We start from the raw sequence: 15,988 nt of genomic DNA on the forward strand, positions 1-15,988 counted from the left end.
CTTACTTCTTACTTTTGACTTTTGACTTTTGACTTTTAACTGTGGAATGTGGGTAACTTATAGTTGCCACATACATTATTAAGTTTTACTCATGCCTAGTGACATTAGGTTGAGCTTTTATTATAGAATAATAAATATCATCAGGACTTACGCAAAATAGCAAATTATACACTAGCTGTAGGGGCTAACGGCCGTTAGCCCCTACCAGATATGGTGGTATTGCGTAAGTCCTGATCATTAGTTTCTTCTCTTACTACAATTTTTTTTATACTCAGAAATGCCACTAGACTTACGAACATTTTTACAAGCGACGAATCCAGGAAGAACTTTATTTTTAAGAGATAATCCTGAAGAAGATAACAATTATTATATTGATTTTCTTCGGTGCGGGAGGTCAGATTATTGAGAATCTACGAGACAATATTACTTTGTTATCGCCGGATGAAGCGACTTGCGAATTATTTACTGGGCACATTGGATGTGGAAAATCTACAGAATTGCTAAGACTTAAAGCAGAGTTAGAGAGAGAAGGATTTCATGTTGTTTATTTTGACTCTGGAGAATATTTGGAATACCATGATGTGGATATTGCAGATATTTTATTAGCGATCGCTCATAGAGTAATAGAAAGTATTGAGCGACTAGAACTTGAAGAAGCTACAGGACTTGAAAGATTATTTCAAGGTGCAGTTAAAGTATTACAAAAGGAGTTTGAACTAGAAGAAGTTGAACTGAAACCTCAAATTCCTAATGCTCCTGATGTTGGAATTAAGGCGAATAAAAAAGGGATTTAGTCTTTCTTTTGGTATGGGTAAGATTACTGCTAAAGCAAAAGAAAGTTCTGAATTAAGGAAGAAGTTGAGGGAGTATATAGAGCCTCGAATTAGCAATACAATTGAAGCAATTAACCATGAAATTATAGAGCCTGCTATTGAGAAATTGCAACAGCAAGGTAAAAAAGGATTGGTGGTAATTATTGATAATTTGGATCGTATTGAAGATAATAAAAAACCTTGGGGAAGACCTCAACCAGAATATGTTTTTGTAGACCGGGGACAGCAGTTACGTCAGCTAAAATGTCATCTTGTTTATACTATTCCTTTATCGTTGCGATTTTCTAATGATTATGGATATCTAACTCAGAGGTTTTTAACAGATCCAAATGTATTGCCAATGGTTTCAATAAAGTTGCGTGATGGTAGTAATTATCAGGAAGGAATTGAATTACTTCAACAGATGGTTTTAGCAAGAGCTTTTCCCGAACTTGAGTCAAATAAACGTCTGGAAAAAATTACAGAACTTTTTGATAATTCTAAGACTTTAGAGCTTTTATGTTTTGTTAGTGGTGGTCATATTCGTAACTTGTTAAGGTTCCTATATGACTGTATTCGTCAGGAAAAGAAATTACCTCTTTCTAGTGAAACTTTGAAACAAGTAATTCAAAAAAAAGCGCGACCAAATGGTTTTGGCAATTGAACCTTATGAATGGGAATTATTGCGTCAAGTAGTTAAGTCTAAAAAAGTTACAGGAGATGATGGATATAAGATTTTAATTCGGAGTATGTTTGTTTATGAGTATTGTGATGCTGAAGGGTCTTGGTTTGATATTAATCCAATTTTAGAAGGTGCGGAAGAATTAAACAGGACTTAGGCAACATAAGAAAATATAGCAGTTTTCAGTAGGCGTGAGGTACATCGAACGATCCCCCTAAATCCCCCTTATCAAGGGGGACTTCCAGTTCCCCCCTTCTCAAGGGGGGTTAGGGGGGATCGCCAGAAATGCTATATAAACCATCTGTAGGGGCGAATGGCATTCGCCCCCCTATAAATAGCGTGTTGTCTAAGAAATTGCGTAAGTCCTATTAAAATTATGAATGAGTTAAATTTATCTTTTGAAAGTTCTGATAATGAGCGATCGCTTGAAGATATTGTATGGACTATTGAAATGTCTCAGGGAAGGAGCGGAAGAGTTAAACAGGAGTTAGGCAACATAAGAAAATATAGCAGTTTTCAGTAGGCGTGAGGTACATCGAACGATCCCCCTAAATCCCCCTTATCAAGGGGGACTTCCAATTCCCCCCTTCTCAAGGGGGGTTAGGGGGGATCGCCAGAACTGTACCTCACAAGAAAAGGGAAATGCTATATACACCATCTGTAGGGGCGAATGGCATTCGCCCCCATACAAATAGCGTGTTGTCTAAGAAATTACGTAAGTCCTATTAAAGTTATGAATGAATTAAATTTATCTTTTGAGAGTTCTGATAATGAGCGATCGCTTGAAGATATTGTATGGACAATTGAAATGTCTCAGGGAAGGAGCGGAAGAGTTAAACAGGAGTTAGGCAACATAAGAAAATATAGCAGTTTTCAGTAGGCGTGAGGTACATCGAACGATCCCCCTAAATCCCCCTTATCAAGGGGGACTTCCAATTCCCCCCTTTTTAAGGGGGGTTAGGGGGGATCGCCAGAACTGTACCTCACAAGAAAAGGGAAATGCTATATACACCATCTGTAGGGGCGAATGCCATTCGCCCCCATACAAATAGCGTGTTGTCTAAGAAATTGCGTAAGTCCTATTAAAGTTATGAATGAATTAAATTTATCTTTTGATAGTTCCGATAATGAGCGATCGCTTGAAGATATTGTATGGACTATTGAAATGTCTCAGGGACAGTTTTGTTTAATATTAGCTCTATGTGACTCAACTAAGTTGCGCGATAATATGGCACAAAAATTACAAGAAGTTTGTCCGAATATAGAAGAGATTGTTCTTAAGTCATCGGATACTTTAATCCATCCCCAACTTAAAGATATAAATAGTCAAAAACATCCACCAGCAATTATGGTTCGTGGTTTTGAGTCAGTTAAAAATATCGATCGAATGTTAACTTCTCTGAATCAAGTAAGAGAAGATTTGTGGAAGTCTTTTAAGTTTCCTGTAATTTTATGGATTAATGGGGAAATTGCAAAAAAAATGATTCGACTAACTCCAGATATTGAGAGTTGGGCAAGTATAACTAATTTTAGTAGTTTCTCTGGAAAAGAGATTGATTATCGACCAGAAAGGGTAGATAGATTTAATCATAATCAAGGTTCTGAAGATGACGATGGATTGAAGAATAATAATTTTTTAATTGGGTTGTTTTTGAGATTTTATTTTCTTCAGGACTTACGCAAAGAAACCGGGTTTTTAGGACTATATTAATCAGGTTTAAATATAAAGTTACGAGCTGTTTTTTATCAGAGTAAACTATCAGTTTTAATTGGATTTTCAAAATTAAATGGAAGGCTTCCTAGAACTCATCCGAAAAATTGCGATCGCTTCGACGTAAAATTATTGATTTACAAGAATTATAGTCTAATTTGGCCATTTAAGTTGTGTAAGTCCCGCTAGTTGCAAATAATTCTGGCCGAATAAAGTTATTGCTGGCTAGTTGCAAATAATTTGAGCTGAAGGGTGTTTTTATTTGCAGTTAATGTGAGCTGAAAATTGCCTTGTTTGCGAGCCGAGGCGTTTTTGTTTGCAACTACCGATCGCCTGAAGAGAACGGGGGTTGAGTAGCAATTGTGCAAAAAACCCCGTTAAGGTATTTACAATCGCTGTACCAATTAAACCTTCCTGAAAAAAGAGGTCTGAAACCCTTGAAAAATCGTTCTAAATTTCTGTACCAAATAAACTACAGTTTAACTGGTACGACCATTCATATACAAAACTTCACAAATTCTTATGGCTAGAACTAATTCATAGTAAGCATTTCAGCCTTAGCGTGGTTTTCTGTACGGTTGCTACTCAAACCCCTTTTACCAGCCGGGTGATTTTGGCTGGGTCTTTTTCTGGGTTCAGAACTCGGTAAGCGAGTATCAGCTTCATGAGGATCGCCTACCATAGTAAGTGCCGAAGAGCCGCTTTTTTCACGACACTATGAACAAAGGTCTATTGCCTCACATAACTCTTTAGATGCTTCTGATGTATCAGATAGGAAATCTGCCGCATCGCCAAATTGCTCGCACACATCATCAACAGAAACACCCAGTGCGATACACAGGCCATCTGCAAACGGATCTTCTGGTCCTCCTCCCACTGCATCACATTCAACACCAAACTCTGGAGCAATAACTGCACATGAATCACCGGCAACCAGTTCTAGCGTGTCACTCACTACGGCAGTGCATATATCACAAGAAATTGTTGGTTGATTGGTCTTGGCGCCACCGTTTCTAGACTGAACACCCCCCCATGTTGATGTATCCCAGAGAGATGTTCCGTTGGAAGCATAAATAACTAAATTTCCATCATCTTGCATTACTAAGAACGCACCTGGGTTTCCCTCAGTTTTAGAATCCCAATAGCCGACGTTATCAACATTGTACGCAACTAAGTTTCCATCCACCCCCTGCATAATGGTCTTCAGTGGAGGAGCTCCCTTTGTCAAGCCTCGAGATTCCTCAGTTTTGGAATCCCATAGAGATTTACGATTACTGACCACATAAAGGACTAAATTGCCATCAGTTTGTGAGCAAAACTTATATTCTCCGTTGGTGGAATAAAGACATTCACCACTATTAAGAGACTCATTAGGATGCAAAACGCCTCCAGGATGCAAAACGTCTCCTTCCAATGCAAAAGCTGGGCTAGAAAAAGTGACAACTGTTACCAGTAAAACTGATAAAAATGACAAAAAATTCTCAACATATTTCAAAATTTCTCCTTGATTAAAATTAGTAGTCCGGACACTTTTGGGAACGTGGATGTAAGGCTTACAGTGTTAGTCTTTGTCCGATAGAGCATTTTTTTGCAAGTTAACCCTGGGGCGGCATTAAAAAATAATGCGCCTTTTGCCGCAACTTTTGCCCTGTAGTCGTTCTGGGGTCCAAAAATATCCGAAGTATTGCCAACAAGTAGTTGTGCAAAATTATTTTGAGATTTTTGCAAGGGGGCGATCGCACAGGAAATTATGATTCTCCAGCCCTATCCTATAAGGCTTCAGGGATTTAATTATCCTAAATTGATGACCTCAGAAAATATCGAAATAATTTCGCCTATGTACTGGTGAGATGCGCCCGTAAAGGTTTTTGAAGCTGGGGTCTAAATACAATCATCCCGTGGATAAATCCCCAGTTAGTGTTGCACAATAACGGGATTGTGAAGTTTTTTATGAGTTAATTATGTTATGGCACAGCACAATCTGGAGTGTCAAGGGGTATTTGGAAAACTAGCAACCCCTCCAGAAGCTTCAAAGTCCCGCTGGGCTAGCGTCGCAATATATTTTTGGGGACTTTGTAAAGTTCTGTAACGAAACGCTGGAATGCAGACTTAGCGTTTCAAGAATGATGAAAACATCGACGTATTTACCGCTCATAAAGAGAGTTTGGGGTTTGTTTGGGCTTGAAATTTGCTAAAGTCCCGTTATTTTTCTCACCGCAAAAAATCAAATTTCTGACTTAGTAAGAGGTTACAATGTAGGGGCAAATGATTTTATTACTAAACCTTTTTCTAAAGGGGAATTATTAGCACGAATCAAAACTCATATTAGCTTAAAAAAGAAAAATCAGGAAGTTCAAGAGCAGCGTCTACGAGCTGAAATTGCTGAAATTGAAACATTAATTTCCTTATCTCAAGCTCGTCTATTATCTGATGATTGGTTAGGTTCTTTGGATGCTGTTGTTCAAGCGGGTAAAAAGTTACATAATGTGCAAGTTTTACCCGATCTGAAAATGAAAGTAACTTGCCAACTTAGACAAGTAGTTGACAACATCTCAGAGAAAAGTCGTTTCCAATTTCATACAGCTAAAGTTAACAAAATTATCTTTAGTCCAGATGGTCAAACTTTAGCCTCAGCTAGCAATGATGGTACAGTAAAACTCTGCCGATTAGATGATAATTCAATAGTTACTCTTGAAGGTCATAATAATCCAGTGACTAGCGTTGGTTTCAGTTTCGATAGTCAAATATTAGCTTCTGCAAGTCAAGACAATACAGTAAAACTCTGGAGATTAGATGGTACTGAACTAGGAACTTTTCAAAATAAGGGAAATAAAGTAATTTTTTCTCCTAATGAAAAAATATTAGCTTCAACTAGGGAAGGAACAATAAAGTTTTGGCAAATAGATGGTACGGAATTGCAAATTACCTCTGATTTAAAAGTAATAGAAGACTTAAGTTTTAGTTCATTGGAACAGATTTTAGTTTGTGCTACTGAAGAGGGTATTAAACTGTGTCAATTAAACAATCCTAATATACTAAGCATTCATTCCGATCAAGAGTGGGTAACAAATATTAGTTTTAGTTCTAATGGAAAAAGTTTAGTTTCTGCCAGTCAAGATGGTGTAATAAAACTCTGGCATTGCAATGATGGTAAATTAGAAGAACGGGAAAGTTTTCCAGCACATAAAGAGTCAATAACTAGCCTAATAATTAGTCCTAATGGCGATAAATTTGCCTCAAGCAGCGAAGATAGAACAGTTAAAATATGGGATTTACAAGGCAATATAATTAATACGTTTAGAGGTCACAGATACAAAATTACAAGTCTTTGTTTTCATCCCAATAATCAAATTCTAGCTTCTGCTGATAATAGTGGTGCAGTAAAATTATGGAGTTTAAGAGATAATAAATCACCAACTTTTTGTAATCATAAAAGCAAAATTACAAATGTTAAATTTAGTCCGGATGGTAAAACTCTTGCTTCTGCTGATGAGCATGGGAATATCAAATTCTGGCAAACAGATGGAACAGAACTTGAAAACCATCAAAATTATAAGAAAAAAATAACCGCTCTTAGTTTTCATCCAAATAGCAAAATTATTGCTTTCAGTGATGATGATGGTAATGTTGAATTTTTATCATTAAATAAGAGTGAAATACTAATACCTATACATCAAGATTTCGGAATTACTAGCTTAAATTATTTTGGTTCTGATGGTAAATTTATAGCCTTGACTCAAGAGAATGGTAGTCTTGAAATTTTTGACCAAGATGGTAACTCATTAGATTTCAAGAGACATGGCGATCGAATTATTTGTATGGATGTTAGTTCCAATAATCATACTTTAGCCACTGTTGGTGCAGATAATAAAATAAAAATCTGGGATTTCAAAGATAATAAACTATTAGAAAAATTCTCTTTTTCAACTAATAGTAGCCTGACTAAAATTAGCTTTAGTCCTGATGGAAAAATCCTTGCTTCAGCTAGTGAAGATTGTACTATCAAACTTTGGAATCTTAATGGTGAAGAATTAGCAATTTTCAAAGGACACAGCAAAACTATTACTAGCATCAGCTTTAGTCCCGACGGTCAAATTTTAGCCTCTGGTAGTAATGATAATACCATCAAATTGTGGAGTCTTATTAATAGGACTGAAATATATACATTACAAGAGCATACCCAAGCAATTACAAGTATAGATTTTAGTCCTGATGGTCAAACTTTAGCATCTGCGAGTAATGATAAGACAGTAATTCTGTGGAATTTGAATCTTGATGATTTACTACGTCGTGCTGATGAATGGTTACCTGAGCATTTAAACCTACATCCGCACGACAAAATTAAAGTCAAAAGTCAAAAGTCAAAAGTCAAAAGTAAGAATAAATTATAGTGGTCAATAGGAGTCCACGATTCAATAAGTATTTATGCTTAATGTTTAACTGAGGATTTGGCTCTTGATCGAGGTAAATGAAGATAATTTATATAGTATAAATACTTAAACAACCTCAGAATTTTATACTAATTTTTATGTTACACATTGAAGTGCGGAATGTAACATAATACATTTTGTCGTGCGGAATGTGGGATAAATACTTACTGAATCCTTTACTCCTATTGACCACTATAATTTTCTTCTTACTTCTTACTTCTTACTTCTTACTTCTTACTTCTTACTTCTTACTTCTTACTTTTGACTTTTGACTTTTGACTTTAATTTTGACTTTTGACTTCGCACAGGGCTATATTTCAGTAAAATGTTTAAATAATAAATGATGAATAAATTGATAGCGATCGCCTACTTTTTGTAATAATAAACGACTCACAGCATAATTGAGAAAACGACGATAATTCCAGGGAATATGCCCATTAAAAAATAGAATCATCCGTAGCACAAATTTTTTTAATCCCGGTAAACCAAATGCAATTCCAATAGCTACACCTCCCATAGCGCCACAAATTAACCCTAGATATAAATCTAAGTCGAAAATTAAAGTAAAAATAAACCCAAAAATAAACCCCCAAAATAACACACTAATCAAATTAACAATTAACTGATATGCCTGTAACTCGCCGTTAACATCTAACCAAGCTGGCCCTAGTTTTTCTATTGTAAATTCCTGAGTGTTATCTGCGGCCATTTGTTGTGCTAGCCATGCTAACCATCGTCTTGTATGTTCCGGCAGTGGCTCTCGGCCCCTAGAATACCAATTATAGTTATTCTCTCGTCCTAATTGACGACGAATATAAGCATTTAATAAATATTTTTCTCTTCCCTGTTGAGAACTAATTCTTCTCCAAGCAGCAATTAAAATTTCCTCATAAGCCAAAGTCATCATACTTAACATTAATGGTATTTCAGCTAAGTTTAATAACTCTGGTTCATCCTGAAGATAATGCCAAAGTTCTCTACTACGAGCTGCTAATAAATAATCTTGAATCTGACCCGTTGTTAAAGGCTGTAATAATACAGCAGCATTTAATTTAAACTTAGTCCGACAATTTTTATAAGTGGCAAAACTACTACAAATAACTAAGTCCTTTGGTTGCAAATATACTGATAATTTATTAATTTCTTCTAAACAATTTTTAGATAATTCTGGAGATACTCGATCAAATCCATCTATTAGAAGGGACAAATGTTGATTTTCTAGCCAATTTCTAATGACTTTTTTGGGGATCTTGTACTTAAATTTAATTTGATTAACTAACCAATCTAAAATATCCTGATTTTTATTTTGCCATGTCGAAAGGTCTAATAATACTGGGATTGATGTTTGTGGTTCTTTTTCCGCCCGAATTACTAGCTTTCTAGCTAATTCTAGTAAAGTTGTAGTTTTTCCACCCCCAGGATTTCCTAATATAAGTAATTTTCCTTTCATTTTGTCAAAAACTTGGATAATGCTTATTTTTGCTGGTAGTTGAAAACTAGGGCGCTTTCCTACTTTAACTTCTATATCCCAAGAACGTTTTAATTGTTGGGGGGGTCGCTGACGAACAAGATTAACTATCACTGCATGGTGTAGAGACTGCGATCGCAATTGCAGAACTTCTCTTTTAACTATGTTTAATATTTTATCGCGATTTCTTTGCACCTTCGTATATTTCTATTGTTAGATGATTTAGTTAGCTGTTATCTTAATACCGTTTCACGGAAGTCATGCATCGAGTGCTAATTGGCGAGGTCTCCTACGGGACACCTACTGTGCGGAAGTAATTCTGCACACAGCCCCTCCAGAATGTAAGACGCACATCTGACAGTCAAAAGTCAAAAGTCAAAAGAGCGTTAAAATATTAACAGCATATATCTGTCTGAATAGCTGATAGTGATACTTGTGATAAAAATGCAAATTAGCCAAGAAAGTGAACATAAAATCTAGTTTATAAAGGGGTGAAAATTATGTCATTCAACATAGGACAACTAATCGTTACAGGAATAACTGGCCTTGCTACTGCTACCTCTGTTGCTTATTTCACAATTCAGTCTGATTCGTCACAATTTACTACTAATTTTTTACAGACAGAAAAATTGAATAGCAACCTAGTTTCACTGGCTCCTAAACATCAACTAAAATCTTCATATTTAACTCCTAATTCCTCAAATTTAGTTAGTCAAAATTTTAGTCCAGTTGTGATTACACCACCAACATCGGGGTGTAAAATTAGTATGGCCATAGTAGACGACCCTGAGCCACCTCTGAATGTTCGTAGCAGTCCAGAAGTTAGAGAAGGCAATAAAGTTGCTCAACTTAACAATAATACCTTTGTTTCTGTCGCAGATGAAAAATATGGATGGCTACGAATTACTGAGCCAGTTATAGGTTGGGTTGCCAAGAACCGAACTCGTAGCACTTGTGCCAGAGTAGATAAGACTATTACTTTTTCCCCAGAAAGTGACACAGCTATTGTTAGAGGGGAGATGATTGGTACTGGTAGTCATAGCTATCGGGTCAGGATGCTCCAGGGTCAGACCATGACTATCAAAAATTCTGGGGATGTATTTCCGGCAATTATTAGTCCTGATGGCCAACTTATGGCAAGGGAACCTAATATTGAAGGTAATGAAAATAAATGGACACATACTATGCCTATCAGTGGAGTATATACTTTGGAATTCGATTCTAATTTCCGTGGATTTGAATATGAATTTTTAGTAGAAATTAAATAAAATAGTTCAAGAATTTAGAATGCGCGAATTTAGAATTTAGAATTACCTCTTCTTATAAATAAGAGGATTGGATCAAAGGATTTTTTTTCCTTTTTCCCCATGAATGGAGAGACTTTATACCTGAATTTTTCGGTAATAGGGAATTGATAAATATTTGCTACAAATAGCTAGGATATTTCTTAGGAGTCAACCCACCCCTAACCCCTCCCAGGAGCGGAGGGGAAGTCAGTCGGACCGAGTCACACGGGAATGGGTTTAATACCATTTTTTAGGGTGTAAATTATCTTTTTTGTCAAAGAGATGTCTGCTGCAAAGTCTTTTTACCGCTCTTACTATGCGTAACATTCTTTTTTTCAAATTGGTATAATACAGCGGTTTAATGATGAATAAACCACAATCATACTGACTCCTTACTCATTACTCATTACTCATTACTCATTACTCATTACTCATTACTCCTTACTCATTACTCCTACAACAGTTTTGTGGTCTACTCAACTGAAAAGCACTGTAGGGAACAGGGAACAGAGATTTGTAGCAAGTATTTATCAAACTGCTGTAATAATTATTGTTTTAGTAGGGTTTGATTGTCCTGTTCGGGTAATGGTGAAGACATATATTTTTTAATTTCTCCCCACACTCCCCACACCTCCCACACCTCCCACACCTCCCACACTCCCCATCCCCCCATCTCCCCATCTCCTCATCCCCCCATCTCCCCATCTCCCCACTCAATAAATGGGGATTTTAATTATAAATTCTGTGCCTTTTCCTAAAGCAGAAATACATTCTAATTTCCCCTTGTGATGTTCAACAATAACTTGATAGCTAATTGCTAAACCTAATCCTGTACCTTGACCCACTGGTTTTGTGGTATAGAAAGGGTCAAATATGTGCTTTTGTACTGCTTCACTCATACCCATGCCATTGTCAGCTATCCTAATTATTACTTGATTTTCTGTTTCTATCTCTGTAGTAATAGTAATTTGAGGAAGGGAATTGCTCGATTCTTTTCTCATTGGTTGTAATGCATCAATAGCATTACCAATAATATTCATAAATGTCTGATTTAGTTCCCCGGGATAGCATCTTACTTTGGGTAATTGACCGTAATTTTTAACAACTTTAATTTCCAATTCATGGAGTTTAGCTTTGAGATTATTTTGGAGAATCATCAGAGTAGAATCTATCCCTTCATGTATATCTACATTCTTTACTTCTGATTCATCAAGACGAGAAAAATTGCGTAAAGATTCTACAATTTTTTTAATTCGATTAGCTCCTATTTTCATAGAAGTTAGTATTTTGGGCAAATCTGCAACTAAAAAATCTAACTCTACTTCTTCTATAATATCTGTTACTTCTGGAACAGGTTCTGGATAATATTGCTGATATACTTGAATTACATTTAATAAGTTTTCAGCATATTCTTGAGTATGGTCTAGATTGCCATAAATAAAGTTGACTGGGTTATTAATTTCGTGAGCTATTCCTGCCACTAACTGTCCTAAAGAAGACATTTTTTCTGTTTGAATTAGTTGGGTTTGAGTCCGTTTTAATTTTTTTAAAGTTTGAGCGAGACGTTGATTTTTTTCGTTTAATTCTTGGGTGCGTTGCTCTACTTTTTGTTCTAAAGTATCGTAAAGCAAGGCATTTTCTAGGGAAATTGCTGCTTGGGTTGTAATCATTTCTAATAGTTGTATCCTTTCAGGTGTAAATGCTCCTTTGATTAAGTTGTTTTCTAAGTAGATAATACCGATGAATTTTCCTTGGTTGGCGATAGGAGTACATAATATAGATTGAGGTTGCTGTAGTTTAAAATATGGGTCATTTCTCCATGTTGCTTCTGTAGTTGCATCGTCTAATACCTGGAATTTTTGAGTTCGCCAGACATAGTTAATTAATGCTTGGGGTAACTCTTGAGTTGCTGAAATGGGTATGACCGGACGCTCAAAATTTTGTAAATACTGCTGAGGATCTACAACATGAGTTATTGCTTCTAGAATTAACTGCTGTTCTTTGAGTAGGATGAGAGCGCATTTTTGGGCACCAGCATTTTCCATCATCAGTCGAATTAATGTTGAGAGCAAGTTTTCGAGTTTTACTTCTCCAGACAGAGTTTGGTAAGCTTTGAGTACAGTTGATAGATCGAGGATGTTTTCCCTGTTAGTGCTTTGTATCTGGGAAGTTGCCAGGGAGTTGCTATTTTCTGAAGGTCTAAGAAAAACTGATGCTAGTAGTTGTGGGTAGCGTTTTTCTAAATCTGTGACTTTTGTTACTGCTCCCCAATTAACATATCCATAGTAAGCTTCTAACATATAGGTTTGGGCAATTTTTGTTTTACCCCACTCCAGATAAAATTTAGCACAGAGTTCATTTGCGAGAGCTACTTCTTGGATATATTTGTTTTCTGTGGCGAGGGCGATCGCTTGTTCGTAAGCTTCAATAGCTTCGAGTTTTTCTCCGAGTATTCTATGTTTTTCTGCTGCTATTAAATAATATTTGTGGGAGTGGTTTGCGGGTGCGTGTTGTGCCCAGAATTTGATTTTTGCCTCATTAGTATTGACCTCTTCTAGTATTTGCTTTTTTTCTGCAACTCCTGCTTCTGAGTAATAAGCTAATTTAGCTAGTGAGCTATAAAAGAAATATACAGGAAAATAAAATAACCCAGTTACACCGTTAACATATTCTCCTGCCAGAATTGCATAATCTTTTGAGTTTTGAAAATTTCCCAAGAAATAGGACAGAATTAATTTATTGAAGTAGATTTGAAATAAAGCATAGCGGTCGTTAATATTTTCATAGAAAGGAATAAATTTTGTCTCATTAAAAGCACTGCCTGATAATAATGTAGGATTTTCTGTATACCCAAGTAAATTCAGCACAGCTTGACGATAGATCTGATTATAGTAGTAGGCATTTTCTTGTTTTATTTGTTTTAGAGAATTGCTATAATTTGCTATTTCTGGTTCTAGTTTCTCTAGAGATATACCTGCTAAGTAAGAGTAACAACAATAATGATGAATACCATAAGCAGTAAACTCTAAATCTCCCGTTTCTAAACCAATTTTATAAGTTTCGAGCAAATGAGGAAAAGTTTCTTGAATATGGACTTTCCAATTTTCTATGCAATTGTAAACAATTTGAAATACTCTGGTTTTCTGGTCTTTACTATGAAATTTTTCTAGTAGCTCACAAGCAAGTATTCCAAACTTATATCCAGTATCAATATCTTGTTCTACACCACATAAAAGCAAACCATAAGTAGCACAACTAAAAGCAAATAATGGAGAAATTCCTGATTTGAGAGAGAGATTAATTTCTGCACATATAATTAGCGGTAGTAACTCTGGTTTTCCAAGAAATGTCAGAGTAATAATTGATGATAAAATCTGCATTGCTGCTAATTTTTGTTGGTCTTGCAACAATGGTAAATCAATCAATTCTGAAATATTTTTTCCTTTCAATTTTTCCTTAGTTGTTTGTAAGTATTCTTGAATATATGATTGAGTTGGATTTGCAGGAAAGCTAATACCAAGAAGTTCTAAAACAGATAAACCAATAGTTAAAGCTTCTTGCAGTTTACTCTGAGCTATGCCAGCTTGAATTTTAATTTCATAAACTTTGACTTTTTCCAGGAGCGTATTAGCTTTTTCTAATACAATATCAATCAACTTCTCCATTTCTTCAAATTCACCATTCAAGTAGGTAGCTTCTGCTACTTCTTCATATAGTGCAAGTGTGAGTTTATATTGAGTTGACCAACTATTTTTAGTTAGTAGATTTATCCCTGTATTAAAATAAGATATTGCTGTTTTATAAGCGGTAGATACTTTAGCCTTAATTCCCGCTTTTAAATTTAAACTTGCTAACTTTTCCCTAGCTTCTGCTTCTGTAATTAATTCCACACCATAATTAAGTTGATTGACAATTTCAAATATTTTTTCTTCTAGTTGGTCACTCGCCGTATTGTTTAACAGTAGCATCCCAATTTTTAGATGAATTTCTTGTTTTTTTTGTTCAGGAATTAGACTATAAGCTGCTTGTTGAACCCGGTCGTGGATAAAATGATAAATAGGTGTTTGTAAATCAGTTATTTCAGGAAAATTATCGTCGTTTTCTCCCTGATAAAATTTATAGATTTCATCCTCTGGCAATATCAATCCTTCTGCTAAAGCATCCCATAAACATAAAGCAGTTTCAGACAGAGATTTTTCTGATACAATAGATAGAGTTTTCAAATCAAAATGGTTACTAATACAAGCAGCTAATTGCAATATTTCCTGAGTTGAAGGGGGTAATTTTTGTATTTGGGCAGCCATTAATTCTATTACATCTCCCCTAGCTGCCAAATTTTTAATTTCTGGCAAATTGAACAACCATTTCTCCTGTCGATCGTGATAAAAAATTAATCCTTCTTTGTGCAAGGAATTGATAAATTGATTGCTAAAAAAAGGATTACCTTGAGTTTTTTGATAAATCTGTTCTGTAAGTAGCAGTGATTCCTGTGGAGAATAATTGACAGTATCAGCAACTAAATTATTGAGTGCTGACTGACTCAAAGGAGTGAGAATAATTTGATTAACAACAGCACCTATTTCTTTGATTTCCTCAACGGTCAAGAGCAAAGGATGCCCAGCACTTACTTCATTATCTCGATAAGCTCCTATCAGTAATAAATAGTTAATATCAATTTTTTCCATGACCAACTTCATCAACTTCAACGAAGCTAAATCTGCCCATTGTAAATCATCGAGAAATATTACTAAAGGATGTTCAGCTTGAGCAAATACAGAGATAAAGTTTGATAGTAATAAATTGAAGCGATTTTCTGCTGCACTTGGAGATAATTCCGTGGCTGGAGGTTGCTTGCCAATCAATAATTCTAATTCGGGAATTACATCAATTATAACCTGTGCTTCCTCTCCTAATACTTGCTGTAATTCAGTAGCGATCGCTTGTAACTTTTCTTCTGGTTCGCTTAAAATTTGCTTAATCAATTCTTGAAAAGCATTTAACCAAGCAGAAAAAGGAATATTTCGTTGAAATTGGTCAAACTTTCCAGAAATAAAATAACCTCGTTTCTTGAGAATAGGTTTGTGAATTTCATTAACTAATGCTGATTTCCCAATACCAGAAAATCCCCCGACCAACATCAACTCTATTTGAGATATATCTGGGTCACAAATACGGTAAAAAGTTGTTAATAATATCTCTATTTCTTGTTCTCGTCCATAAAGTTTTCAGGGATAATTAAGCAGTTGTTATTATCTTTTCTTCCTAAATCAAATAATGTAATTTTTCCACTATTTTCCCACTCAGACTGACATTTTTCTAAATCGTGACGTAATCCTATTGCTGTTTGATAACGCTCTTCTGGCATTTTAGCCATCAATTTCAGCACAATAGTATTAAGAGTTTCTGGTACTTTTGGATTTAGCTCAATTATCGATTGTGGTTGACGAGCAATATGAAAGTGAACTAACTCCATAGGATCTGTTGATTGAAAAGGCAGTCTTCCAGTTAATAATTCATAAAATGTAATCCCCAACGAATAAAAATCACTCCGATAATCAATACCTCGATTCATCCGCCCAGTTTGTTCGGGAGACATATA

Annotated in this window: 12 protein-coding genes and 1 pseudogene; 9 read left to right on the plus strand and 4 right to left on the minus strand. The window is 35.5% G+C overall.

Annotated features, from left to right (window positions below):
• The first annotated feature begins 371 nt into the window (after window positions 1-371).
• The 6 genes from SAGCYANO_RS49675 (at window position 372) to SAGCYANO_RS36150 (ending at window position 3,205) form a co-directional block, all read left to right on the plus strand.
• A complete protein-coding gene (locus tag SAGCYANO_RS49675; RefSeq protein WP_307786271.1) occupies window positions 372-794 on the plus strand; it encodes an ATP-binding protein in 423 nt (140 codons plus the stop codon).
• Between the two features lie 13 nt (window positions 795-807).
• A complete protein-coding gene (locus tag SAGCYANO_RS49680; RefSeq protein WP_307786272.1) occupies window positions 808-1,476 on the plus strand; it encodes a hypothetical protein in 669 nt (222 codons plus the stop codon).
• Complete coding sequence (locus SAGCYANO_RS49685) at window positions 1,466-1,651, plus strand: hypothetical protein (protein WP_307786273.1); 186 nt, start codon at window positions 1,466-1,468, stop codon at window positions 1,649-1,651. The genes SAGCYANO_RS49680 and SAGCYANO_RS49685 overlap by 11 nt, the downstream gene beginning before the upstream one ends.
• 219 nt (window positions 1,652-1,870) lie before the next feature.
• Window positions 1,871-2,017: a hypothetical protein gene (locus SAGCYANO_RS36140; protein ID WP_202224449.1), complete on the plus strand. Its 147-nt coding sequence runs from the start codon at window positions 1,871-1,873 to the stop codon at window positions 2,015-2,017.
• A 210-nt stretch (window positions 2,018-2,227) separates the two neighbouring features.
• Window positions 2,228-2,374 (plus strand): hypothetical protein, encoded by a 147-nt coding sequence (locus SAGCYANO_RS36145; RefSeq protein ID WP_202224449.1) that lies wholly within the window; start codon window positions 2,228-2,230, stop codon window positions 2,372-2,374.
• Window positions 2,375-2,584: 210 nt separating this feature from the next.
• Window positions 2,585-3,205 carry a hypothetical protein gene (locus SAGCYANO_RS36150; protein WP_237397023.1) on the plus strand — a complete coding sequence of 207 codons (621 nt, stop codon included), beginning with the start codon at window positions 2,585-2,587 and terminating at the stop codon, window positions 3,203-3,205.
• A gap of 715 nt (window positions 3,206-3,920) precedes the next feature.
• Here the strand turns inward: SAGCYANO_RS36150 and SAGCYANO_RS36155 are convergent.
• On the minus strand, window positions 3,921-4,700 hold the full coding sequence (locus SAGCYANO_RS36155) for a hypothetical protein (RefSeq protein ID WP_202224452.1): 780 nt from the start codon (window positions 4,698-4,700) through the stop codon (window positions 3,921-3,923).
• Between the two features lie 709 nt (window positions 4,701-5,409).
• Here SAGCYANO_RS36155 and SAGCYANO_RS50975 point away from each other — a divergent pair.
• Both SAGCYANO_RS50975 and SAGCYANO_RS36165 read left to right on the plus strand, forming a co-directional pair.
• Window positions 5,410-5,511 (plus strand): annotated as a pseudogene (locus SAGCYANO_RS50975) (DNA-binding response regulator); the annotation flags it as partial.
• Window positions 5,512-5,652: 141 nt separating this feature from the next.
• Window positions 5,653-7,596, plus strand: a complete 1,944-nt coding sequence (locus SAGCYANO_RS36165; RefSeq protein ID WP_202224453.1) for a WD40 repeat domain-containing protein — start codon at window positions 5,653-5,655, stop codon at window positions 7,594-7,596.
• A 349-nt stretch (window positions 7,597-7,945) separates the two neighbouring features.
• On the opposite strand, the gene SAGCYANO_RS36170 is transcribed toward SAGCYANO_RS36165, so the two are convergent.
• On the minus strand, window positions 7,946-9,298 hold the full coding sequence (locus SAGCYANO_RS36170) for an NACHT domain-containing NTPase (RefSeq protein WP_202224454.1): 1,353 nt from the start codon (window positions 9,296-9,298) through the stop codon (window positions 7,946-7,948).
• Between the two features lie 305 nt (window positions 9,299-9,603).
• Between SAGCYANO_RS36170 and SAGCYANO_RS36175 the strand changes: the two genes are divergently transcribed.
• Window positions 9,604-10,371, plus strand: a complete 768-nt coding sequence (locus tag SAGCYANO_RS36175; protein WP_202224455.1) for an SH3 domain-containing protein — start codon at window positions 9,604-9,606, stop codon at window positions 10,369-10,371.
• A 731-nt stretch (window positions 10,372-11,102) separates the two neighbouring features.
• On the opposite strand, the gene SAGCYANO_RS36185 is transcribed toward SAGCYANO_RS36175, so the two are convergent.
• On the minus strand, window positions 11,103-15,590 hold the full coding sequence (locus SAGCYANO_RS36185; protein ID WP_307786274.1) for an AAA family ATPase: 4,488 nt from the start codon (window positions 15,588-15,590) through the stop codon (window positions 11,103-11,105).
• Window positions 15,587-15,988: protein kinase (locus tag SAGCYANO_RS36190; protein WP_202224458.1), on the minus strand; the 402-nt coding region annotated here is incomplete at its 5' end. The genes SAGCYANO_RS36190 and SAGCYANO_RS36185, both read right to left, overlap by 4 nt.

The organism is Okeania sp. KiyG1 (assembly GCF_014132355.1).
GTDB lineage: Bacteria > Cyanobacteriota > Cyanobacteriia > Cyanobacteriales > Microcoleaceae > Okeania.